At 36.2% G+C, this 22515-nt stretch carries 16 protein-coding genes, 1 other RNA gene and 1 pseudogene; 17 read left to right on the top strand and 1 reads right to left on the bottom strand.

The genetic code is table 11. From position 1 onward, the window contains the following. Positions 1–385 precede the first annotated feature (385 nt). The gene (locus P700755_RS01295) at positions 386–1141 is read right to left on the bottom strand and encodes a DeoR/GlpR family DNA-binding transcription regulator (RefSeq protein WP_015022946.1); all 756 of its coding nucleotides are present in this window, start codon (positions 1139–1141) and stop codon (positions 386–388) included. A 207-nt stretch (positions 1142–1348) separates the two neighbouring features. Between P700755_RS01295 and P700755_RS01290 the strand changes: the two genes are divergently transcribed. The 17 genes and pseudogenes from P700755_RS01290 to P700755_RS01215 all read left to right on the top strand — a co-directional run bounded on the left by P700755_RS01290 (position 1349) and on the right by P700755_RS01215 (position 21538). Next, positions 1349–4435, top strand: a complete 3087-nt coding sequence (locus P700755_RS01290) for a SusC/RagA family TonB-linked outer membrane protein (RefSeq protein WP_015022945.1) — start codon at positions 1349–1351, stop codon at positions 4433–4435. A gap of 9 nt (positions 4436–4444) precedes the next feature. Beyond that, positions 4445–5752: a RagB/SusD family nutrient uptake outer membrane protein gene (locus tag P700755_RS01285; RefSeq protein WP_015022944.1), complete on the top strand. Its 1308-nt coding sequence runs from the start codon at positions 4445–4447 to the stop codon at positions 5750–5752. A gap of 107 nt (positions 5753–5859) precedes the next feature. Next, positions 5860–6918, top strand: a complete 1059-nt coding sequence (locus P700755_RS01280) for a DUF1343 domain-containing protein (RefSeq protein ID WP_015022943.1) — start codon at positions 5860–5862, stop codon at positions 6916–6918. A gap of 155 nt (positions 6919–7073) precedes the next feature. Next, complete coding sequence (locus P700755_RS01275; protein ID WP_015022942.1) at positions 7074–8525, top strand: sodium:solute symporter; 1452 nt, start codon at positions 7074–7076, stop codon at positions 8523–8525. Further along, positions 8525–9370 (top strand): N-acetylmuramic acid 6-phosphate etherase, encoded by an 846-nt coding sequence (murQ, locus tag P700755_RS01270; RefSeq protein ID WP_015022941.1) that lies wholly within the window; start codon positions 8525–8527, stop codon positions 9368–9370. Before P700755_RS01275 ends, murQ begins: the two co-directional genes overlap by 1 nt. 307 nt (positions 9371–9677) lie before the next feature. Further along, positions 9678–11603, top strand: coding sequence for a glucosamine-6-phosphate deaminase (gene nagB, locus P700755_RS01265; protein ID WP_015022940.1), 1926 nt, complete (start codon positions 9678–9680; stop codon positions 11601–11603). Positions 11604–11980: 377 nt separating this feature from the next. Continuing rightward, positions 11981–12874 carry an IS1595-like element ISPto10 family transposase gene (locus tag P700755_RS01260; protein WP_015022939.1) on the top strand — a complete coding sequence of 298 codons (894 nt, stop codon included), beginning with the start codon at positions 11981–11983 and terminating at the stop codon, positions 12872–12874. A gap of 307 nt (positions 12875–13181) precedes the next feature. Then, positions 13182–14138: an alpha/beta hydrolase gene (locus P700755_RS01255; RefSeq protein WP_015022938.1), complete on the top strand. Its 957-nt coding sequence runs from the start codon at positions 13182–13184 to the stop codon at positions 14136–14138. Beyond that, positions 14138–15058 carry a glycerophosphodiester phosphodiesterase gene (locus tag P700755_RS01250; RefSeq protein ID WP_015022937.1) on the top strand — a complete coding sequence of 307 codons (921 nt, stop codon included), beginning with the start codon at positions 14138–14140 and terminating at the stop codon, positions 15056–15058. The genes P700755_RS01255 and P700755_RS01250 overlap by 1 nt, the downstream gene beginning before the upstream one ends. Before the next feature lie 108 nt (positions 15059–15166). Next, a complete protein-coding gene (locus P700755_RS01245) occupies positions 15167–16075 on the top strand; it encodes an SMP-30/gluconolactonase/LRE family protein (protein WP_015022936.1) in 909 nt (302 codons plus the stop codon). 159 nt (positions 16076–16234) lie between these two features. Then, positions 16235–16465: a hypothetical protein gene (locus tag P700755_RS01240; protein ID WP_015022935.1), complete on the top strand. Its 231-nt coding sequence runs from the start codon at positions 16235–16237 to the stop codon at positions 16463–16465. Continuing rightward, positions 16455–16787: pseudogene (locus P700755_RS20520) on the top strand (type II toxin-antitoxin system PemK/MazF family toxin). Before P700755_RS01240 ends, P700755_RS20520 begins: the two are co-directional and overlap by 11 nt. A gap of 149 nt (positions 16788–16936) precedes the next feature. Further along, an RNA gene (rnpB, locus tag P700755_RS18930) (RNase P RNA component class A) lies at positions 16937–17254 on the top strand. A 700-nt stretch (positions 17255–17954) separates the two neighbouring features. Beyond that, positions 17955–18734 (top strand): erythromycin esterase family protein, encoded by a 780-nt coding sequence (locus tag P700755_RS01230; RefSeq protein WP_015022933.1) that lies wholly within the window; start codon positions 17955–17957, stop codon positions 18732–18734. A gap of 363 nt (positions 18735–19097) precedes the next feature. Further along, positions 19098–19661: an RNA polymerase sigma factor gene (locus P700755_RS01225; RefSeq protein WP_015022932.1), complete on the top strand. Its 564-nt coding sequence runs from the start codon at positions 19098–19100 to the stop codon at positions 19659–19661. Beyond that, the gene (locus P700755_RS01220; protein WP_015022931.1) at positions 19648–20304 is read left to right on the top strand and encodes a hypothetical protein; all 657 of its coding nucleotides are present in this window, start codon (positions 19648–19650) and stop codon (positions 20302–20304) included. The genes P700755_RS01225 and P700755_RS01220 overlap by 14 nt, the downstream gene beginning before the upstream one ends. A 91-nt stretch (positions 20305–20395) precedes the next feature. Then, positions 20396–21538: a TonB-dependent receptor gene (locus tag P700755_RS01215; RefSeq protein ID WP_041758554.1), complete on the top strand. Its 1143-nt coding sequence runs from the start codon at positions 20396–20398 to the stop codon at positions 21536–21538. Positions 21539–22515: the final 977 nt, after the last annotated feature.

Here is a 22515-nt window from a genome sequence, read left to right as displayed (position 1 = left end):
CCGAAAATCACTTGAAGTGACAGGGCGAGAACTCAACAAGCCTCGTCTTACTTCTCGATACATTTTGCTTGTTTTTGTAAAACAAACAAAACACTCGAAGTGACAGGGCGAGAATTCAAAAAGCCCAAAATACTTCTCGATACAATTTTCTATCGAAAATCACTCGAAGTGACAGCTCGAGGTCAAGACTCAAAACCTTAATCTAAATGATCCTACTTTTTGGTTATTTACAGGAGCTACTTTAAAAGAATTTAACTCGGAGCGATCCACCAATTCCAAAACAAATTATTCTGGCGATATTTTAATAGATGGATCTTTTGATGTGACAGCAAATAAGAATTCTAAATTTAATCTGTTTTTGAACATCTATAGATGGTATAGAAAATTACAATATATCTATATTTTGCGCTCTATATTTATCTAAGCTGACATTATCTGGATCCAGTTCGGTAACTAAAGTATCAAGCCCTTTGATGTTGTAAATTTTATAGCGGTTGAAGGTGTTGAGTTTTTTAGAAATGGTAAGGGCTATTACTCGTTTTGAGGCATAGATCATCGCCTTTTTCATTTGAGCGATTTCCCAGTCAGTTTCCGTAATTCCCTTATCTACATCAAGATATCCAGTACCTAAAAAACAGATATCAGCAGTAATTTCTGAGAGGATGTTTATTGAACTTCCTCCAGTCGCAAGTTGAGAGCCTCGGGATAATTTTCCACCTACAAAAAAAACATCATAACGAGAGGACGTACTATCTAACAATTCAATGGCCATTGGTAGGCTAGGTGTAAAAAAGGTAAGATCCATTCTTTTAGGAATCAATTTAGCAAATTCTAGATTTGTGGAACCTCCGCTAATAAGGACAACATCGCCATTTTTAAGCAGAGAAATTCCCTTTTGAGCAATTTTTGTTTTGCTAGCCTGTTCATAAATATCCCTGGATCGGTCGGTAATTATATTAAATCCATTTGAAACGGCCCCCCCATGTACCTTTCTCAATTTATTGAATTTGTCAAGTTCTTTGACATCCCTTCGTACGGTGTCCATAGAAACATTCAAAATCCCCGATAAATCAGTTAAAAGTACCCTATTATGGATATGGACTTCGTTCAAAATAATTTGATGTCGCTCAAGCTTTTCCAATTGTGTTTATTTTAATAGTTTACAAATATATTAATAAAATAAAAGGTTATAAAATGCAATATAACATTGCACATGTAAGGATTTAGATTAATTTTCACATAGTTTTAAGATTTTTTGCAATAAAACATTGCAAAATTATAAATATTATCATATATTTATTTAATTATTACTATATATTTATTTAATTATTAATCAAAAGTAACTCTTATGAAAAAAACGTATTATTTACTATCTCTGTTTTTAATGGTCTTTTTTGCGCACAGTTCGTATGCTCAAATAGCTACAATCTCAGGAACCATTTCAAGCGAGAATGGGATTCCTTTGCCAGGGGTAACCATTTTAATAAAAGGTACCTCGAAAGGGGTGATTTCGGATTTTGATGGCAATTTCAGTATTAATGTAGCGGATGGTACAGGAAAAACTTTAGCCATAAGTTATATCGGCTTTCGAACAGCTGAGGTAAAGCTTACTGGAGAGAATCAAACTGTGAATGTTATACTTGAAGAAGATTCCAATGCGTTGGACGAAGTGATTATCGTAGGGTCGTCGCTCACCCAATCCAGAAAAAAACTAGGTAACGCTGTCACTACCATTAAATCGACAGAACTGGTGAAAGGGGCTCCTGTTAATATTACGACTTCATTGCAGGGAAAGGTGCCTGGAGCTCAGATTACCCAAAATTCTGGAGATCCTGCAGGGGGATTTTCAATTAGACTTAGAGGTCCAAGTACCATTAAAGGTTCATCGGAACCCTTATATGTCGTAGACGGCGTAATCACTAGTAATCTTACGACCAATGTGACCAATCTTAATGTAACTGCAGGTGATGCCCAACCTGGACAGAATAGGATGGTAGATATAAATCCTAATGATATTGAGAGCATCAACATCCTTAATGGTGCAGCTGCCGCTGCAATATACGGGTCGAGAGCTTCGAACGGCGTAGTGGTAATAACAACAAAAAGGGGTCTTTCCACCAAAGATGGCCCAGAACTGTACTTTAAATCTACCTTTAATGTAAGTACGATACGAAAAAAACTGGACTTAAATTTGAGGGGTGAAGAATTTGAGACTATTGCCGACAGTCCTTTATCTGGAAGATTATGGCCAATTTTTGGTTTTAATCCCGATACTGGGGAGCTTACTCCATTCAACTATCTAGATTCGAATAAATTTGATACGACAAGATATGATTATCAAGACGAGATTTTCCAAACCGGATTTGGTACGGACAATTATTTTTCGGCTAGGGATGGAAATGAAAAAATGAACTATATGGCCTCAATTGGTTATTTGACTAATGAAGGGATTATAAAAAACACCAACTTTAATAGGTTTTCGGCCAGATTCAATTTCAATCACAATCCTGTTGATTGGCTTTCATACGACGTAGGGCTATATTATGCAAATAGTCAATCGGATGAAAAACCAGATGGCAATGTTTTTTGGAGCCCTATAAATTCACTAAACATAACCAACAACGTCTTTGATATAACACGAAGGGATGCAAACGGGAATTTACTGGCTGTAGAAAATACAAGGATTAACCCACTGTCAATCATAGAAACCTTTGATATTACACAACAGGTCAATCATTTCATTCCTAATTTACACATGAAAATAATTCCGTTTGAGAATTTTATTATTGACCAGATAATAGGAATTGATACTTACAGTCAAAAAGGAAATATTTTTATTCCAGTCTATCCGTACGAAGGTGTAAACCCTGCATATTTCGACCAAGGGTTCGTTGGGCAGGCGGAGGCTAAGATTTTTAATTGGAACTATGATATAAACGCAACTTTTGATACTGATATTAATGAAAACTTAAGTTCCCAGACCACTGTAGGCTATAGTTTTCAGGCAAGCAAGCTGGAGTTTGATGCAGTGCAGGGGCGTGATCTAGATTCTAATAATGACCCCACGGTTTCCCTACAAACACAGCCCATAGACACCAAATTAGACATTTTCGGCTTTTTCCTTCAAGAAACCCTTTCTTATAAAGATAAATTGTTTTTGACCTTAGCTGGCCGTATAGACGGAGCTACCAATTTTGATGTGGATCAAAGATCTAATTTTTATCCCAAGATATCAGGTTCTTATGTGCTTTCCAATGAATCGTTTTGGGTTGATGACAGCTTTATCAACTCGGCTAGGTTAAGGGCTTCCTATGGAGAGGCAGGTAACCTTACCGCCATATCACCGTATGAAAGATTTAGCAGCTATACTTCCAATGACTTTCTTGGCAATACAACTCTTCAGCAAAACAATAGGTTGGGGAATGAAAACTTGGCTCCCGAAAGGACTAAGGAATTTGAAATAGGTACAGATCTGAGCTTTTTTGACAATAGAGCATCATTATTATTTACATATTATCGACAGAACATTGAGGATTTGATCGTTAGCCGTGTTTTGGCTCCATCGATAGGAGGATCCTCTAGAACCGAAAATGTGGGTACCATGAGAAACGACGGTATCGAGCTTTATGCAAGGATTACTCCCATTAAAAGGGAAGATTTTGTTTGGGACGTGAATTTTAATTTTAGCAGTAATAAAAACGAAGTACTGAAAACCATCGGTGGGGATATAAGCATTGTAACTGTATCAGGTGCGCCACCCGTTGTGCAGGAAGGACAACCTTTGGGTGTGTTTTTCGGTACTTATTTTGCAAGAGATGGCAATGGAGAATTGATCTTGTCTGGCTCTTCGACCACAGGTGCTCCAGAAGGTGTACCTCAGCCTGAAAGAGGTGACCTCGCTACAGGATCACCACAGCGCGATGCTAACGGACAGCCTATAGGAGACCTCTTAAGAAAGGTTATTGGAGATCCGAATCCAGATTACATATTAGCAGTAGGTACAGACTTTGCATATAAAAAATTCACTTTCTCTATGCTTTGGGAAGCCGTTCAAGGGTTTGATGTCTTTGATGCGGACAAGCGAACAAGACAGGGTGTTGGATTAGGTCGATTGGCCGAACAGGAACTTACTGGGGAACTCCCTAGGGGTTATATCGCCGGAATTTATCCTATCGAGGAATTTAGAATGGAAGACGGGTCTTTTGTAAAGCTTAGGGAAGTGTCTATTGGTTATCAATTTCCCTCGCTGTTTATTGACCATCTTAAAGATGTCAAGATAGCATTGATTGGAAGAAATTTAATTTCATTTGATAACTTTTTCAGTTATGACCCAGAGACTAATGCTGGTGGACAATCAAATTTATTGCGATCAGTAAATTTTGGAAATGTCCCTATACCAATGACTTTTTCCTTATCATTAAGTGCAAACTTTTAAAAAATAAAGATGAAAAATATAACAAAACTATTTGCTTTTATTCTAACTACGGTTGTCATGTCATCATGTGATAGCGAGTATTTAGATCCAAATTCGACTTTAGAACCTGACGTAGTCAATAGCACAGAGAATTTAGTAAAGCTGATTAACGGCGCGCAACAACGATGGAGTACCGATAGGGCTGGATTAATTTATACCACAATCGTTATTTCGGGCCTCAACACAGGTGAGTTGCGATTATTGAATCCAGGTAATCTAGGTGAAAATGAAATTCTGTTAGGTGGCGACGACGTCAATGGCGGAAATGAACTTTTAAACAATATGTGGACCAATTCCATGCTGACTAGAAAAGAAGCAACGACTGTAATCGAAGTTGCAGATGGTTCAACGGAAGATATGACTACAGCAAATTCCTTGAAGGCTTATGCCCTCTTCTATAGAGCATTGGCTCATGGTACCTTGATCCAATTTTTTGAAAGCATTCCACTGGAGATTGTAGAAGACGCTCCATTCAAAAACAGGGAGACCATACTGCAAAATGCCATTGCAGATCTTGAAGAGTCTAAAGGATATATCAGTGCAGGACTTTCCTCGACAGTAACTTCAGAGATTTTTGATTCTGTGAAGATAGAGAATTCTGTAAATGCCTTATTAGCTCGTTTTAATTTAATGGCAGGGAATTACAATGCGTCAATAACGTCTGCTAGTGCAGTAGATCTATCGGTTCAGTCCACTTGGGCTTATGATGCGGCTGTACCCAACCCTCTGGCATTTTGGTTTGGTTCACAAAATGTGACGCAAGCCAAAGATTTGACATTCGGTTTACCCTCAAGTCTACTTCCCAATACAGAGGATGAGCGGATACCGTTCTACATAACTGCTGAAGATCTAAACGCCCCAAGCCCAAATTATCAAGTGGTAGGATTTTACAATGACAATTTGGACGAAATACCTGTTTATCTTCCTGGAGAGATCATATTGATTAAAGCCGAGGCGTATGCAAGGCAAGATGACCTTACCAATGCCGTCACCGAATTGAACAAAGTGTTGACCAAGACGTCTGCCTTCGATTCTTTTGGATTAGGAGCAAACCTCGCCCCTTATTCGGGTTCTCAAACCAAGGAGGAAATTTTGAATGAAATTTATAAAAACAGACGTATTGAACTTTATTTGAGTGGACTTTCCTTGGAGGACTCCAGAAGGTTCGGAAGACCAGGAGCCACTGAGCCTAATGCCGAAAGAAATAGGAACTACTATCCCTATACCAATGCAGAAAGGGATAATAATACCAATACGCCATCAAATCCATCGTCATAAAAGATCTGTAAACGGTAGTTAAAGTGTTCGGGGTATCTAAATAGCTACCCTTGAACTCTTTAAAGTGTTGAAGTTTTACTTAAATTCTAACCCCCTAAACTTATGTAATGAAAGAGGTTGAGACAAGACTTGACGTAGTATTGAGTTCTCCCGACATCGATACTAGGTCTAAGAAAAATGTAGCTTTATTTTGTCAAAAGGCTTTAATGGTCTCTGATTATTCAAGTGCTGCTGAAAACTTTAGAAAATTAGTAGGCTTTAGATTTATAAATTTTTTTGGATTCCAACGCGGTTTCGCTACAGACGTTCATGATAATATGATCGTATTCAATTATATTGAAAATTCTCATTTCAATATTCCTGTCTATTTTCTATATTCGGAAACACCCATTCCTGCCGATGACATCTTAGAGGGTATCGATCATCTTTTTATTGATCTACAAGACATGGGTTGCAGAATGGATACCTACAATTACACCCTTTCTCTTTTACTGTATAAATGTATCGATAAAAACACCGAAATCATAGCACTGGATCGTCCCAAACTGCTAAACGGAATTGACATTGAAGGACATATATTGAATCTTGAGTTCGAGTTTCAAATTGGACGTCATGCCCTCCCAGCTAGACATGCTTTAACCATAGGTGAAATAGCTCTATTACATCAAAAAAAACGGGTACAGGGAAAAGCTAATCTTACTGTGATAAAAATGCAGAACTGGGAACGTAATCTGTTCTTTGAGGATACTGGACTGCCATGGATTCTACCTTTGTCGAATTTAGCGAGAGCAGAAAGTACTTGTACTTTTCCCAGCACGGTCTTTTTCGAAGGGACGAAATTAAGTGAGAGCCGTGGCACAAAAAAAGCCCTTGAAATTATCGAACATCCAAAAAACGAGCCTTATTCATCTTACAAGAACCACCTTAAAAGCGTTTTCAAAAATGAAAAACTAAGAGTATTCACATGGCGTCCAATTATCTTTTTACTCACTTTTCAAAAGTATTTTGGAAAGGTATGTGGGGGATTTGAAATCTTTGTTACCGACAAGACAAACTTTAGGCCTTGGCGTGTAGCTCAACTCTTGATAGGTGAATTATACCCTTATTTAGTGAATAATTTTATAGAGAAACATCCGCCTTATAAATATAACTACGCCCAAAACTAATAGACATAATATAGGGTTCGGACAAACTATGCCATTGGATTGAAAATAATAAATCTTTAGAAATGCTGGACACTTTGAAAAATCTAGTTGAATACAAAAACATTATTAAAGAAATAATGCTATACAGAACATCATCAATATAAACTCATTATAATTTGAATCCACTACTTGTTTTAGTGATAATTGCCATCTACTTTGCCTTTTTGATGATAATTTCATATTTCGCGTCTAGGAATCGTAATGACGAAACGTATTTTACCGGTGATAGACAATCTCCATGGTTTTTAGTCGCTTTTGGTATGGTTGGAGCAGGACTTTCAGGGGTTACCTTCGTCTCATTGCCAGGAATGGTAGGAAATAACAGTTTTTTTTTCTATCAATTCATACTCGGTAATGTCGTTGGGTATTTGTTCATAACGTTCGTACTGATTCCGCTTTATTACCGACTACAATTAGTATCTATATATTCTTATCTACAGGAAAGGTTTGGAAATAAAACCTATAAGACTGGATCCTTATTTTTTCTGGTCTCCCAATCCTTTGGTGCGGCCTTAAGGTTGTTGTTGGCGGCTAAAATCCTTCAGTTTGCACTATTTGATAAGTTTAATATTCCATTTTTCGTGACCGTTATTATTATTTTGTTTATGGTGTGGCTGTATACCAACAAATCGGGCATTAAAACAATTGTTTGGACTGACACATTGCAGACTACATTTCTAATATTGGGAGCGGTAATAACCATTTATAGCATTTTAACCTCATTGAATTTAACATTGGGTGAATCCATTCAAAAGGTTGTAAACCATGAATATTTTACTGTTTTCAATTGGGACAGCAGTTCAGGAAACAATTTTTATAAGCAATTTGTTGCTGGTATTTTAGTGTCAATAGCCATGATAGGGCTAGATCAAAATATGATGCAAAAGACTTTGACGTGCAAAAATCAATGGGATGCTCAAAAAAACACCTTGACCTATAGTTTTATATTAGCCATTACACAGTTCCTTTTTATGGGATTAGGAGTTTTACTTTATATTTATGCTGAAAATCAAGGTATAGCTTTGCCTATGGATGAAAACGGTAGCCTTTTGGACACCGATACGTTGTTTCCGAATTTGGCTCTGAACCACCTTGGAACTTTTGCAGGTCTATTTTTTGTGTTGGGTATTACAGCAGCCTCGTTTTCGAGCGTCGATTCATCACTAACTGCATTGACAACTTCATTTACGTATGATTTTCTCGATAGGTCTCACAAGTCCAGTAAAGAAAAGAAAATATTAAAAAATTGGGTGCTTTTAGGTTTTTCATTTATTATTTTTCTAATAATAATGATCTTCTCAAATAGCCGGGGAGATATTATTTCGCTCATTTTTAAAGTAGCAGGATATACCTACGGCCCTCTTCTAGGTCTCTATCTTTTCGGAATGTTCAGCACTATAAGAATTAGAGATAAGTGGGTTCCGATAATCTGTTTGCTTGCCCCTATATGCACTTATATATTGAGTTGGTATTTCAAAAATACTTTTCATTTTGACTTCGGTTTCATAAATATAGCTGTTAATGCTTTATTAACGATGCTGGGGTTGATACTAATTAAAAAAACATAATGAAGACTACCAAACCAACTACCGAGCAATCATCTAACTATGACGGTCTTGAAAAAATGGGAATATCTGAACTTCTTTTTAATATAAATAAGGAAGATCAATCAGTTCCTCTAGCCGTTGAAAAGGCCATACCGCACATAAATAATTTTGTAACAATGACTGTTTCCCGTATGCAATTGGGAGGTCGATTATTCTACATTGGGGCAGGCACGAGCGGAAGATTGGGAGTATTAGATGCCTCCGAATGTCCACCTACCTTTGGCGTTTCAGAAGATTGGATTATAGGGATTATAGCTGGTGGTGATGGGGCTTTAAGAAAAGCTGTAGAAAATGCTGAAGATGATATGCAACAAGCTTGGAAAGATCTAATTAAATTCAATATCTGCGATAAAGATGTACTATTAGGAATTGCAGCCTCGGGCACAACGCCTTACGTATTAGGTGGGCTCTTAAAAGCTAAGGAAAACGGAGTCATTACAGGCAGTATTTCATGCAACAAAAATTCTGTGTTGTCCATGAATGTCGATTATCCAATCGAATTGATCGTCGGTCCTGAATTTATAACTGGTAGCACTAGAATGAAATCCGGAACAGCACAGAAACTTGCTTTAAACATGATTTCGACTACCGTCATGATCCAATTAGGGCGGGTACATGGAAACAAAATGGTCGACATGCAATTATCCAATAAAAAATTGGTGATTCGAGGTATTAAGATACTCATGGAAGAACTTGGAATAGATAAAGAATCAGCTTCAGTTCTCTTGAAAAAGTATAAAAACGTGAGAAAAATTTTAGAAATACATAAGCGTGATTCAGGTTCACAAACTTTAAAAAAGGAATAGTTTTCCTTATATAGGTATTACTAAATTAAATTTATAATGTCGTATAAATAAATTGAATTAGACTAGGACGTAACTCAGTGCAGATTTTTTGATTAATTGAAGTTAAAATAATTAGCATAGCTTTAGTTACGGTAATTATTTTTGATAAAAAGCAGGCGAAAAAAGCCTGTGCCGAATTCGTTTCGGTAAAGCGATTTAATACGACATTATAGGTTTAACTTGATATAAGTATAAGTCTTCAATAATTTCAAATTTGAAAACTTAAAAATAAATAAAACAAGGATTATTAGGAAAAAACTTTAAAAATATGGGACGATTAAATTTCTTCGAAGAAACACGGTTTGAAAAACTACCAGTGAGTGTCTATGCTACCGAAAAAGAAGCCTCACTAACAGTTGCACGACACATTGCTGAAATAATAAAAGATAAGCAAGCCAAGGGTGAAATAGCCGTTTTAGGCCTAGCTACAGGTGCAACACCAGTTAGAGTTTACGAAAACTTAGTAAATATGTATAAAAATGAAGGATTGAGTTTTCAGAATGTAGTCACCTTCAATTTAGATGAATACTATCCTATGCAACCTGATGCAAAGCAAAGCTATGTCTCATTTATGGACGAGCATTTGTTCAACCATATAGATATAAAAAGGGAAAATATTTATATACCTAATGGGACTTTAAAAAAAGAAGATATTGCTGATTTTTGTATTAAATATGAACATAAAATTGGCGAATATGGTGGCCTGGATATCCAAATTCTGGGTATTGGTAGAACAGGTCATATAGGATTTAACGAGCCGGGATCGGCACCAAATTCAGGAACTAGGTTAGTAACTCTCGACGACCTTACTAGAAGGGATGCCTCTCGCGATTTTGGAGGGAAGGAAAACGTTCCCACAAAAGCGATCACTATGGGAATTGGAACGATTTTCAAAGCTAAAGAGATCATCTTGATTGCTTGGGGCAAGAGAAAATCTTCTATTATTATGAAAGCTGTGGAGGGTGAGATCACTGGAAATGTACCGGCAACTTATTTACAACTTTCAGATAACGTAAAATTTGTTCTCGATAAAGATGCAGCTTCAGAGTTAACGAGGTTCAATACTCCTTGGCTAGTAAAAGACTGTATTTGGGATGATAATCTAATCAAAAAAGCACTTATTTGGTTGTCTTCGGAAGTAGGAAAACCCATTTTGAAGATTACAGATGAAGATTACAACAACAATGGAATGGCACAACTGGTAACAGAACAGGGACCGGCATACAATATCAACATTAGTGTTTTTAATCAGTTACAGCACAGTATTACAGGATGGCCCGGCGGAAAACCCAATGCAGATGATTCTCAAAGGCCTGAAAGAGCTGAACCAGCAAGAAAACGTTCTATAATTTTCTCCCCGCATCCAGATGATGATGTGATTTCAATGGGAGGAACATTCATAAGGCTTGTTGACCAAGGACACGACGTCCATGTCGCTTATCAAACTTCTGGTAATACCGCAGTTTGGGATACAGACGTGCTAAGATATGTAGAATTTGCAATTGATTTCAATAAAAGTATAGGGCAGGAAACCACGGTTCTTGAGCGCATCTATGAAAATATGCGAACTTTCCTAAAAATAAAAAAACCCAATGAAATAGATCTCGAAAAAATTAGAGATGTGAAGGCCTTTATTAGAAAATCGGAAGCTTACGCAGGAGCTAGATACGCAGGGCTAGAAGATTCAAATATCCATTTTATGACATTGCCGTTTTATGAAACAGGTAAGACCGAAAAGAATCCATTCAAGGAAATTGATGTACAATTAACAACTAAGTTATTACAAAAAATTAAACCGCATCAGGTGTTTTCGGCAGGGGATTTTGATGATCCACATGGAACCCATAAAGTTTGTTTTAAAATAATTTTAGAAGCGTTAAAACAACTTCGGAAGACTGAAGAATGGGCAAAAGAGTGTTGGCTGTGGATGTACCGTGGAGCTTGGGATGAATTTGAAACCCATGAGATTGAAATGGCTGTCCCACTTTCTCCGATGGAAGTAAATAAGAAACGAAACGCAATTTTCCAGCACCAGTCCCAGAAAGATCACCCTGTTTTCCCAGGTGATGACGAGCGGGAATTTTGGATAAGAGCGGAAGAGAGGAACCGAGAAACCGCTGTTAATTACAATAAACTGGGTCTTGCAAACTATGAGGCCATGGAGGCGTTTGTGAGATGGAAATTTGAAAATTAGACTATTAAAGATTAAGATTCACGATTTTCTAATAAGATGTAGCTGTGTTCTAGGATGAATATGTCTTATATTATAATACAGAACCATATAGATATGATCCCTTTAGATTTGAGGTCATAGTCGCAAGCGGTAAATTTTTTTGTCTACTCAGAAAAAGAGGGATGTCATTTAGGTAGAAAACCAAAAAAGCGAGCAGGCATAATTGATGAAAAAGTAGCTGTAGTGGTAATTTGTGATAGATCAGGAGGTAGATACTTTAAAGTGACCATAAGAGGTTAATATTAAATTAGCATTCAAATGTTGTATAAAATCAGTTAGAGGTAGCTATTTAGTTTCATAGTTTTTTGTATCTTGAATGTGAATAAAATAAGAGTTGTATGATTAATTTTGAAGGGCAAAATGCCCAAGAGTTTTATGTTCGGTTCAATTCTGTGCTTTCTTGTAAGGAATACCTATCAGAAATAAAATGGGAAAATGGTTTCAAATGTGTAAAATGTAGTCATAGTGCTTGTCAAATTCGTTCCAATTATGATCGTACCTGTAATAAATGTAGTCATACAGAATCAGCATCTGCAAACACGCTTTTTCATAAAGTAAAATTTGGATTAGATAAGGCTTTTATCATCTGTTTTGAAATGGCAACGACTACTCGTAGTTTATCAGCAAGTTATTTGGCAAAACGAGTAGGAGTTACACCTTATACTGCCCGAATGTTCATGTACAAGGTTCGTGATGCTATGAAGTCTAGTGAGAACTTTCCAATGATGAATCGCGTTGAGGTAGATGAATTTGTGGTAGGTGGAAAAGAAGATGGTAAGGTTGGGAGAAGCTATAATACCAAGAAAAAAAAAGCTGTAGTAGCCCTTGAACTAACAGAAAATGGAAAAGTGAAAAGAATGTACGTGAATCAAATAAATGACTTTTCTGCTAAAGAATTGCGTCCAATATTTGATAAGCATATCTCAAAAACGGCAAGTATCAACACGGATTTGTGGCGCGGATATAGACCTATAGCTAAAGAATATAATATCGAACAGATACCTAGTAATTCTGGGAAAAACTTCAAAATATTACACACTATGATTCATCAAATCAAATCGTGGATTAGAACTACCTATTCATATGTAAGTTCTTTCCATATTAGTGGATATTTTGATGAATTTTGTTATCGATTGAATAGGTCTAGAAGTAAGAAAACCATCTTTCATAACCTTGTTTCTAGAATGATGCAAAAACCGAAATTATATCAATCCAAATTAATATGTACTTAAGTAGCTACCTCTAAAATCAGTTTCCTTTTTACTTATTAATCGTCGTAAAATAGAACCGTAACTAGTGCTATGCTTATATTTTTTCCTCAACTAAATAAAAAACCTGTGCTGAGCTGCGTCGAAGTATAATTCAAATTTTTAATACAATTTTTAAAAACTAAATTGGTATTATCATAGATGCAGGAAATACTGGTCAGGCTTTTGGAATACCAACATTTATCGCTGGACCTCCACGGTTTTATGGAGTTCAATTTTCAGTAAGATTCTAAGTCAAAATGTGTAGTATCTTTATCTAAAACTTACTAAAATGATTATGAAAATGAATATGCTTATTAGATTTATCTTACTATCCCTTTTAAGCCTCCAGCTTCAAGCCCAGTCGAGTGTCCCTTATACTTTAGATTCCGTAAACCAATGGCTTCAAGAGAAGGAAGCATCGGTAGATGACTTAAAGAAGGATAACAATGCTATGATTTCGTGGGCAGATCAACCAAATAAGCAAACAGATCTTGCTTTCGTTTACCTCCACGGTTTTGGAGCGAGTAGGATGGAGGCAGAACCAGTGATTTCCAAGTTGTCTAAAACGTTTAAGGCAAACGTTTATTACGCCAGACTCAAAGGTCATGGGAGAAGTGGAACCCAAGGCTTTAAAGAACTCACCAAAGAGACATACTTAGTATCAGCTAAAGAGGCTTTAGATATTGGTCGACTACTTGGTAAAAAAGTAGTTCTCATCAGTACATCTACTGGAGGTACACTAAGTTTATATTTAGCTTCCCACTATAAAGATCTTGCAGGCTTAATCTTGTATTCTCCCTTTGTAGGTCTTAAAAATCCTATGATGAATCAAATAACCACTCCAGAAGGTCGTGAACTGTTTAAATCTATGATTGGTGGTGAAGTCCAAAAAATAGATCGCTCTGAATCTGAGAATAAGTTCTGGTCCACACAATACCATATTAATGCTTATGTAGCCTTAATTGGTATGCTTCAACAAACGATGACACTAGAGACCTTTAAGGCAGTTGAGTGTCCGGTTTTTATGGCGTACTACTATAAAAATGAGAAGGAGCAAGATCAAGTTGTTTCGGTTCCAGCTATGTTGGATATGTACAATCAGCTGGGAACTTTAGACTCCCAGAAACAAAAGCAAGCTTTTCCTGAAACAGGAAATCACGTTATTGCGAGTGACCTGAGGTCCAAGGATTGGATGTCGGTGCTTGATGCTAGTGAAAAATTTATTAAATCTCAAATCCAGAACTGATGAAATATCTATTTGTTTTTATATTAGCGTTTCCCTCATTAACAGCTCAAACCACTAAAGACAAAACCATTTCAAAATTATCAACACATACTTTCGATTTACAAGGCCATCGCGGAGCTAGAGGTTTAGCTCCTGAAAATACCTTACACGCCTTTCAAAAGGCGTTGGAACTTGGAGTTAATACGTTGGAGTTGGACGTGGTAGTGACTAAAGACAATCAAATAGTCGTGTCTCATGAGCCTTGGATGAATGCCGATATCTGTTTAGGTCCTGATGGCAATTCTATGACTAAAAAAAGTGAAAAGGACTACAATATCTATCAAATGACCTACGAAGAGGTATTGACTTACGACTGCGGAAGTAAATATAATCCAGTATTTCCAGAACAGCAGTTGGAGACCGCTTACAAACCCCTTCTCATAGAGGTGTTACATATGGCAGATAGCATTAGCAAAAATCACGGTAAGAAGATCAACTTCAATATCGAACTAAAAAGCTCATCAGAAGGGGATGAACTTTATCATCCAAAACCACAAGTGTTTGTAAATCTGGTCATGGATCTTCTTCAGCAAGAAACCAACATGACAAGAGTGAATTTACAAAGTTTTGACTTCAGGATTTTAAAAGAATTACACCACTCCCATCCAGAGGTTAGTCTAGCTGTTTTGGTCTATGAAATCGATTTAGATACGGCTTTAGAGCAATTGGGATTTGTACCAGAGATTTATAGTCCTTATTTTCCTTTAGTGAATAAAAGTATGGTGGAAACTGTGCATTCTAAAGGGATGAAATTGATTCCCTGGACTGTCAATGAGCCAGAACAGATGAAAAGCCTATTAAAACTAGGAGTAGACGGACTCATTACCGATTATCCTGATAGAGCTTTAAAGTTCAAAAAAGGGATTAGTAATAAAAAATAGTAACTTGGTCTTGAATCCTTTTTAAACTTTTTCGCCAACTTTTTTTGAGGTGACTAATAATAATGTGAATGACACTTTGAAATTTTTAAAACACAAAATCTAAACCTCATGAAAACTATCGGATGTTTTTTAATCGCTTTTGCACTCTTCTCTTGTGGAACGAAAACTAAAGAAAAGCGTCAAGTCAAAGAAAGTAAATTTGAAATAACGATTCTTAAAGAGTTAGAAAAACTAGCTGGTGAATTCAAATTTACTGAAGGCCCAGCGGCTGATGTTTATGGGAATGTCTATTTTACTGATATTCCAGACTATAAGATATATATCTGGACACTAGAAGATAGTCTAAAGATTTATAGAGAAGAGAGTAATGGAGCCAACGGACTTTATTTTGACGAAGATCAGAATTTATGGGCCTGTGAGGGTGGAAAGTTAAGAATCACAAGGACAAGTCTAGAGGGAGAGTATACCCCAATAGCCACTCAATACAACGAAAAGGAATTTAATCGAACCAATGATATTTGGATCAATCCAAAAGGCGGAGCTTATTTTACAGATCCCAAATATGGAAATGATCAACATCAACTTCCTCAAGGGAGTATGCAAGTTTACTATATCAGTTCTGATAATAATTCTGTTAGTCGTGTGACGGAAGATCTTATAAAACCCAATGGGCTAATAGGAACACCCGATGGTAAAACCCTTTACATCACCGACCCAGGAGCTGAAAAAACGTATCAATATACTATCGAAAACAGCGGCAAGCTATCCCATAAAAAGCTGTTTGTTGAATTTGGTGGCGATGGAATGACCATAGATAAGCAAGGGAATGTATATCTTACGACGAGTGGGAAACCACAAGTGGATATTTTTTCACCCCAAGGTGAATTATTAAAAACCATAAAAGTCCCAGAACAACCCTCTAATGTGAGTTTTGGAGGAAAAGAAAGAAACCAACTATATATCACCGCTAGAACATCTCTCTATAGAGTTGTACTGAATAAAAGGGGGGTAAATTAATTTAAAAGAAAAGTTCTGTAATGGGACAATTGTGTCATTTAACTATTCTACCTTTATATTTGTCTACAAGTCAATTTATAGCTGGATTCAAGTCATAAATGCAACATATGCTTTTATCATAGGCTAAAAGTATGTAACTTTATAGTATATGATTTAATAATGAAAACTATATCTCTTAAAATAGATGAATCTATTTTCGGTGAAACCGAAAAGATTCTCGCTAGAATAAAAAAACCACGTCATCGGTATATTAATGAGGCTCTAGATTTTTATAATAAATTGCAGCGTAAGCAAATCATGGAGGAAAAACTAAAGAAAGAATCAGAGCTTGTTCAAGAAGACTCTATGTCTGTCCTCAAAGAATTTGAAAATATTGAAAATGCAGATTAAGCAATTTAAAATTTGGATTGCTGATTTGAATCCCCAACTCGGAACCGAACCCGAGAAAACACGACCAGTTCTAGTCATTTAAACCGATTTACTCAATAAAATTCCGCATCCTTCAACATTGATCTGTCCCATAACCACAAATGTTAAGAAAAGCCCTGACATATTGAGAGTTCATATTAAAAAAGGGCAGGTCAATGTTCATCAATCCTGTGACATCATGATAGATCAAATGCGCGCTATAGATAATAAAAGACTTACCAAAAAAATAGGATACTTACCAGAAGACCTATCGGAATTGGTAAAAAAAACATCAAGATTGTAATGGATATAGATTAAAAATTTATCTCAATTTTGTCCAATAAGAAGACTCTCCATTACACTATACTTCCAGAAATAGCCTTACTTTTGCACTGCAGGTCGCCTTATCGCCGTGTGCAGAACTCGTTTCGGCATCTAGTTAAATTTTGTTTCAAAGTTTAATCGATTCTGAATCAAGTTCAGAACAAGGAGGAAAGTCCGGACACCATAGCACAAACATAGCGGGTAACACCCGTCGTCATGCCCTAGGCATGAAAGGACCAGTGCAACAGAAAGCAAGTACAGTACGGCTGTAGTGAAATCGGTAAACTCTATGTGGTGAAATGTTATGTAAACCAAGGCTCGAGGGTTGTGCGCCCAATCTTGGAGGGTAAACAGATGGAGGTTTTTGGTAACGAAAATCCTAGATAAATGATAGGGCATTCAATTTCCATTGAATGACAGAACCCGGCTTATAGACCTGCTTTTTTTATTTTTTCTGAATTTATTTTAGATATCTTTATTGGATCAAGATAAGATCTTATGCTTTGTATAGCCTAGGATTGGATGCTTGGTTATAAGATAGTTTAAAAATAAATCCTAAAAAATCCAATCTCCAGGCAACGCTAAAGGTTTTTTGATTGTCTATACTTATAGACATCCCACTGAAACCTATTAACATTAATTTTAAAATGTAAAAATGAAAAGAAAAACATTAATCATATTGTTTTTTTTTGTTTCACATCAATTTTAAATGCGCAAAATACTTTTATTGACAAGTTTGAAAACTTACAAAACAAAAAAATAATTGTAGTAGGAGCTTCTATTTACGCTATCAAGGATTTTGCAGAATGGAATATCAATTTTTTTAAAGAATTAGTTGAAAATGATATTATAACAACTTTTATGCTTGAAAATGATTTTTCAAATTCTAAGCAAATCAATAGATATATCTCTGGCGAACTACAAACTACTGACATAGACATTTTGATGAAGGAAAATCTCTATGGGGTTTGGCGAAGTAATACCAAATTATATTTATAATGCCGTATGAATAAATTGAATTATTTTTTGATTGATTGAAATCAAAAATAAGTAGCATAGCCTTAGCTACGGTAATTATTTTTGATGAAAAGCAGGCGAAAAAGAAACGATTTATTGCGTCATTATAGGTCTAATTTGGTATAATACTATGAAAGAATTTATTGAATGGTCTAAAAATTTTAATAGAGATAAATCAAAAGCAGATAAAATTAAATTTATCGGATTTGATTCTCAATGCGGTTCTTGTGCAATGAAAGAAGTTTTAAGCTTCATAAATAATCACCAACCTGAATTAAAAACTAAACTTTCAAACGAAGGTCTTAAATTACTTTTTAAAATATTCCTTCAAAAAGGCTATAATTTAAAAAAGCTCAACAAAGATGATCAAGACTTAACGGAACATACACTTAAAAAAATGAATGAATTATTTGAAAAGGAAGTTTCCCTTGACAAAGACATTCATATGGATTTACTTTCATTAAATCACGCTTGGGAATATGGAAACTCAAATCCATTAAACTTTCTTAATGTTAGCGATAGAAATAGGGCTATTATTATCAAAGAAATAATTAAAAATAAAACAAAGCCAGTTTTAATGTGGGCTCACAATAGACATATTGATAAGTCCAAATCATTATGGTTCAAACCAATTGGATACCACTTGTACGAAAATTTCAAATCGGAATATCTTGCTATAGGACTTGATTTTAAGAAAAAAACGCTTAGTAATGATTTCTCTCCACTAAAAAAGAGCAATTGGATTGCCAACAAAATCACTTTTAATGCAAACAAAAACATAAACTTCATTGAAACCAAAGATATCGGAAAATTAACAATTAGAAATCATGGAATTTCATCGGGTATAATGAAATTAAAAAATGATAATCAATTTGATTATCTAGTTTATTTCCAAGAGATAAAAAACTAATACCAAATTAAATCTATAATGTCGTATGAATAAATTGAATTATACTACGACGTAGCTCAGCACAGGTTTTTTGATTTATTGAAATTAAAAATAATTAGCATTGCGTTAGTTACAGTAATTATTTTTGATAAAAAGCAGGCGAAAAAAGCCTGTGCCGAATTAGTATCGGTAAAACGATTTATTGCGATATTATAGGTCTAAATTAGTATAATGCCAATAGGGCTTAACAAAAATGACCGGGATTGTGTTGAAACGGAAGCTTGGTGAGAATGGAGTTTAAACATAAATCCTAAAAAATCCAATCTCCAGGCAACGCTAAAGGCTTTTTGATCGTCTTTACTTATAGACCCCCCATTGAAACCTATGAAACTGATAAACTTACATAGAGATTTAGAGCGAGACATCCAAGATGCTCAGCAGCATAGCCAAAAGGCACAGTATCGCCTTTACAAGCGATTCGCTCCCAAAATGCTATCGGTGTGTAGGATTTACATTTCAGATTTCCATCATGCTGAAGATGTCATGTCTACGGCTTTTGTAAAAGTATTTAAAAATCTAAAGCAGTACGAAAATAAAGGCAGTTTTGAAGGGTGGGTCCGTCGGATTATGGTGACCACGGCTATCGATTTTTTAAGACAGAAAAAGCGCATCGAGTTTTCTACGGATGTGGTAGAACAGTTTGAAACTGTTGAGATGCCAAGTATAAACGAATGGTCTGTAGAAGAATTACAAGGCCTTATTGATGAATTGCCAGAAGGCTATAAAGTGGTTTTTACCATGCATGTCATAGACGATTATACGCATAAAGCCATAGCAAAAACCCTTCGTATTTCTGAAGCGACCTCCAGATCACAGTTGTTTAAAGCTAAACGACTCCTCAAAACAAAATTAGAAACCTTAAGATCTTCCTCTCATGGACAAGTTTAAACACGACCTACAACATAAATTCGATCAGCGGGAAATCCAACCTACTGACGAAGCCTGGGGAAAAATCACAGGAGAATTAGCCACTTCTAAGACGAGCAAGACTAAAAGCCTTTGGTTATGGAGCGGTATTGCCGCTGGGTTTATCGGGCTTTTAGTTTTACTTTCCCCTTTATATTTGTCGACGACCTCTGTGCCATCGGTGGTAAATTCAGCAGAAAAGGAATCCACAAGTGAGACCCTTAGACCCCCTATAGAAAGTTTGAGTCAGCTCCAACCCCATGGGATTCAAGACATACAATTTGATTTTTCTCAGCCTTCATTACCTATAAAAATCCCAAAATTTGAGTTGGATCAGCAGCCATCTTCTATTACAACAAAAGCTACGTCTTTGCTTGCCGAAATAGAGCAAGAGTTAGAGGCTGAACGCTTTAGTCAGAAAAATTTAGATGAAACTGAACTTTTACTGGCACAAGCTAGAGCAAAGCTTTCCAATAAAACCGATAGAGATCTTATGACAAAGATAACAGCAGAATCTCTTTTGGCTGAAGTTGACTTACAGGATAATACATCCTTGAGAGACAAAATTTGGAAGTTGATAGAAGTGAACTTTAAAGAACTCAAAACCAGTCTAGGAACACGATAACTTTCGAATACCCGTATATATGTTGGCGCCAATCTTTTAAAAGCATATCGACTTATATATGACTCAAATTAATCCCCAAAAACTTAAAATTATGTTAGCAAAAATCACTTTAATTATAGCGCTTATGTCCAGCTTGTTCTGTTTACAATTGCAAGCTCAAGATCGCGATTTCTCCGCCTTTTCTGAAGAAGAAACCATTGGATTGAAGCAGCTCCTCAATAGAGTAGAAACCGAAGAGAAAAGCTTTTTAAAAACCAAAGTCAAAGACCTCAATACCAGATTGGAAGAGGGTAATCTCTCGCCAGATGAGGCGCAAGACCTTAAAATTTTGGCAGCAGAACAAACGGCAAAGACCATAGCAGATGCACAAAATTTAGTGTTTGACTGGGCATCATTTCAAAAAGAAAAATATGGAGAGGTGGAGATAGACCAGTTTGGAGATTACGATTCTTATCTATTGGTCATCAATGAGATGGGGTTGAATCCTTCAAAATTTAATTTTGATTTTAATTTTTTTAAAAATTCACCCAAAGAGAAAAATAAGCGTAAGCCATTAAATGAGAGAGACCTGCCTTATTCACCGAGAACTTTAAGTGAGTTATTTATTAGTATTTCTTTTAATAATGCAGTGTTGGACGGAGGAAGTATAGATAATACGTCATTTAAATTTGGGGGAAGCCGTAGTTTTGAAATTGGTTACGAATGGAGTACTCGATTATTTAAAGAAAGTAACTTTCTACGTATCAATTATGGAGTTTCCTTTCAGTTTAATGGCTTAAAGCCTAAGAACAATACGATTTTTGTTGCAAATGGTGAACAAACTGTGTTGGAACCTTTTGAGTTTGATCTGGAAAAAGCCAAATTCAGAATGGACAATTTGATCCTTCCCGTTCACCTTCAATTTGGTAATTCTAAAACTACAGTCTTAGACAATGGAAATAAACGATTTACAGACCAGGACTTTAAGGTGGGTCTCGGAGGCTTTGTTGGGATCAACTTGCTGAACACTCAAAAACTGAAATTTGATGATGGACGTAGAGATGAAAAACTTAAGCAGCGTGACGATTTCAACACCAATAATTTGTTATACGGTTTGAGTGCTTTCGTAGGTTGGGAGACGGTCGCGATCTTTGCTCAATATAATTTAAATCCTATTTTCACCAATAATGTAACAGATCTAAACAACTTCCAAATAGGCGTTAGGTTGCTTATGGATAGAAGACATCAGAATTAAGGTTAATAACAAAGAGAATCCTTTACCATGACAATGGTAGAGGATTCTTTTTGTCATTCCGACAGAGAAGCTTTTTTCTTCGACGAGGAATCTATATGCTTTTCGAAAAGGAAAGATTCTTCAGTCGCAAAATGCTCCTTCAGAATGACAGCAGCGTGTTGTCATTCCGACAGAGAAGTTTTTTTTCTTCGACGAGGAATCTCTTTCTCATTCCGACAGAGAAGTTTTTTACTTTGACGAGGAATCCAGTTGTCATTCCGACAGAGAAGTTTTTTGCTTCGACGAGGAATCCAGTTGTCATTCCGACAGAGAAGTTTTTTACTTCGACGAGGAATCTCTTTGTCATTCCGACAGAGAAGTTTTTTGCTTCGACGAGGAATCTCTTTGTTTTCGACAAGTAAAGATTCTTCAGTCGGGAAAAGCTCCTTCAGAATGACACTTTCGAAATGTCATTCCGACAGAGAAGCTGTTTTGCTTTGACGAGGAATCTCTTTGTCATTCCGACAGAGAAGTTTTTTACTTCGACGAGGAATCTCTTTGTCATTCCGACAGGGAACCTTTATGCTTTAGATAGAAAGAGATTCTTCAGTCGCTAAACTTCTCCTTCAGAATGACAGCAGCGTGTTGTCATTCCGAAGGAGAAGTTTTTTACTTCGACGAGAAATCTCTTTGTTTTCGACGAGTAAAGATTCTTCAGTCGCGAAAAAGCTCTTTCAGAATGACAGCGACGTGTTGTCATTCCGGCAGAGAAGTTTTTTACTTTGACGAGGAATCTCGTTGTCATTCCGACAGAGAAGTTTTTTACTTTGACGAGGAATCTTTATGCTTAAGATAGGGATAGATTCTTCAGTCGCAAAATGCTCCTTCAGAATGACACTTGCGACATGCCATTCCGATAGAGAAGCTGTTTTTGCTTCGACGAGGAATCTCTTTGTTTTCGACAGTCAAAGATTCTTCAGTCGCGAAAAGCTCCTTCA

This window comes from Psychroflexus torquis ATCC 700755 (genome assembly GCF_000153485.2).
Classification (GTDB): Bacteria; Bacteroidota; Bacteroidia; order Flavobacteriales; family Flavobacteriaceae; genus Psychroflexus; species Psychroflexus torquis.
The sequence above is the reverse complement of the archived record's forward strand: the minus strand, read 5'-3'. Positions and strand labels throughout refer to the sequence as shown.

What these genes read in the sequence shown, in the direction of transcription:
- P700755_RS01290 (WP_015022945.1), top strand. Translation starts at nt 1,349, where the DNA reads ATGAAAAAAACGTATTATTTACTATCTCTGTTTTTAATGGTCTTTTTT.
- P700755_RS01285 (WP_015022944.1), top strand. Translation starts at nt 4,445, where the DNA reads ATGAAAAATATAACAAAACTATTTGCTTTTATTCTAACTACGGTTGTC.
- P700755_RS01280 (WP_015022943.1), top strand. Translation starts at nt 5,860, where the DNA reads ATGAAAGAGGTTGAGACAAGACTTGACGTAGTATTGAGTTCTCCCGAC.
- murQ (WP_015022941.1), top strand. Translation starts at nt 8,525, where the DNA reads ATGAAGACTACCAAACCAACTACCGAGCAATCATCTAACTATGACGGT.
- nagB (WP_015022940.1), top strand. Translation starts at nt 9,678, where the DNA reads ATGGGACGATTAAATTTCTTCGAAGAAACACGGTTTGAAAAACTACCA.
- P700755_RS01260 (WP_015022939.1), top strand. Translation starts at nt 11,981, where the DNA reads ATGATTAATTTTGAAGGGCAAAATGCCCAAGAGTTTTATGTTCGGTTC.
- P700755_RS01255 (WP_015022938.1), top strand. Translation starts at nt 13,182, where the DNA reads ATGATTATGAAAATGAATATGCTTATTAGATTTATCTTACTATCCCTT.
- P700755_RS01250 (WP_015022937.1), top strand. Translation starts at nt 14,138, where the DNA reads ATGAAATATCTATTTGTTTTTATATTAGCGTTTCCCTCATTAACAGCT.
- P700755_RS01245 (WP_015022936.1), top strand. Translation starts at nt 15,167, where the DNA reads ATGAAAACTATCGGATGTTTTTTAATCGCTTTTGCACTCTTCTCTTGT.
- P700755_RS01240 (WP_015022935.1), top strand. Translation starts at nt 16,235, where the DNA reads ATGAAAACTATATCTCTTAAAATAGATGAATCTATTTTCGGTGAAACC.
- P700755_RS01230 (WP_015022933.1), top strand. Translation starts at nt 17,955, where the DNA reads ATGAAAGAATTTATTGAATGGTCTAAAAATTTTAATAGAGATAAATCA.
- P700755_RS01225 (WP_015022932.1), top strand. Translation starts at nt 19,098, where the DNA reads ATGAAACTGATAAACTTACATAGAGATTTAGAGCGAGACATCCAAGAT.
- P700755_RS01220 (WP_015022931.1), top strand. Translation starts at nt 19,648, where the DNA reads ATGGACAAGTTTAAACACGACCTACAACATAAATTCGATCAGCGGGAA.
- P700755_RS01215 (WP_041758554.1), top strand. Translation starts at nt 20,396, where the DNA reads ATGTTAGCAAAAATCACTTTAATTATAGCGCTTATGTCCAGCTTGTTC.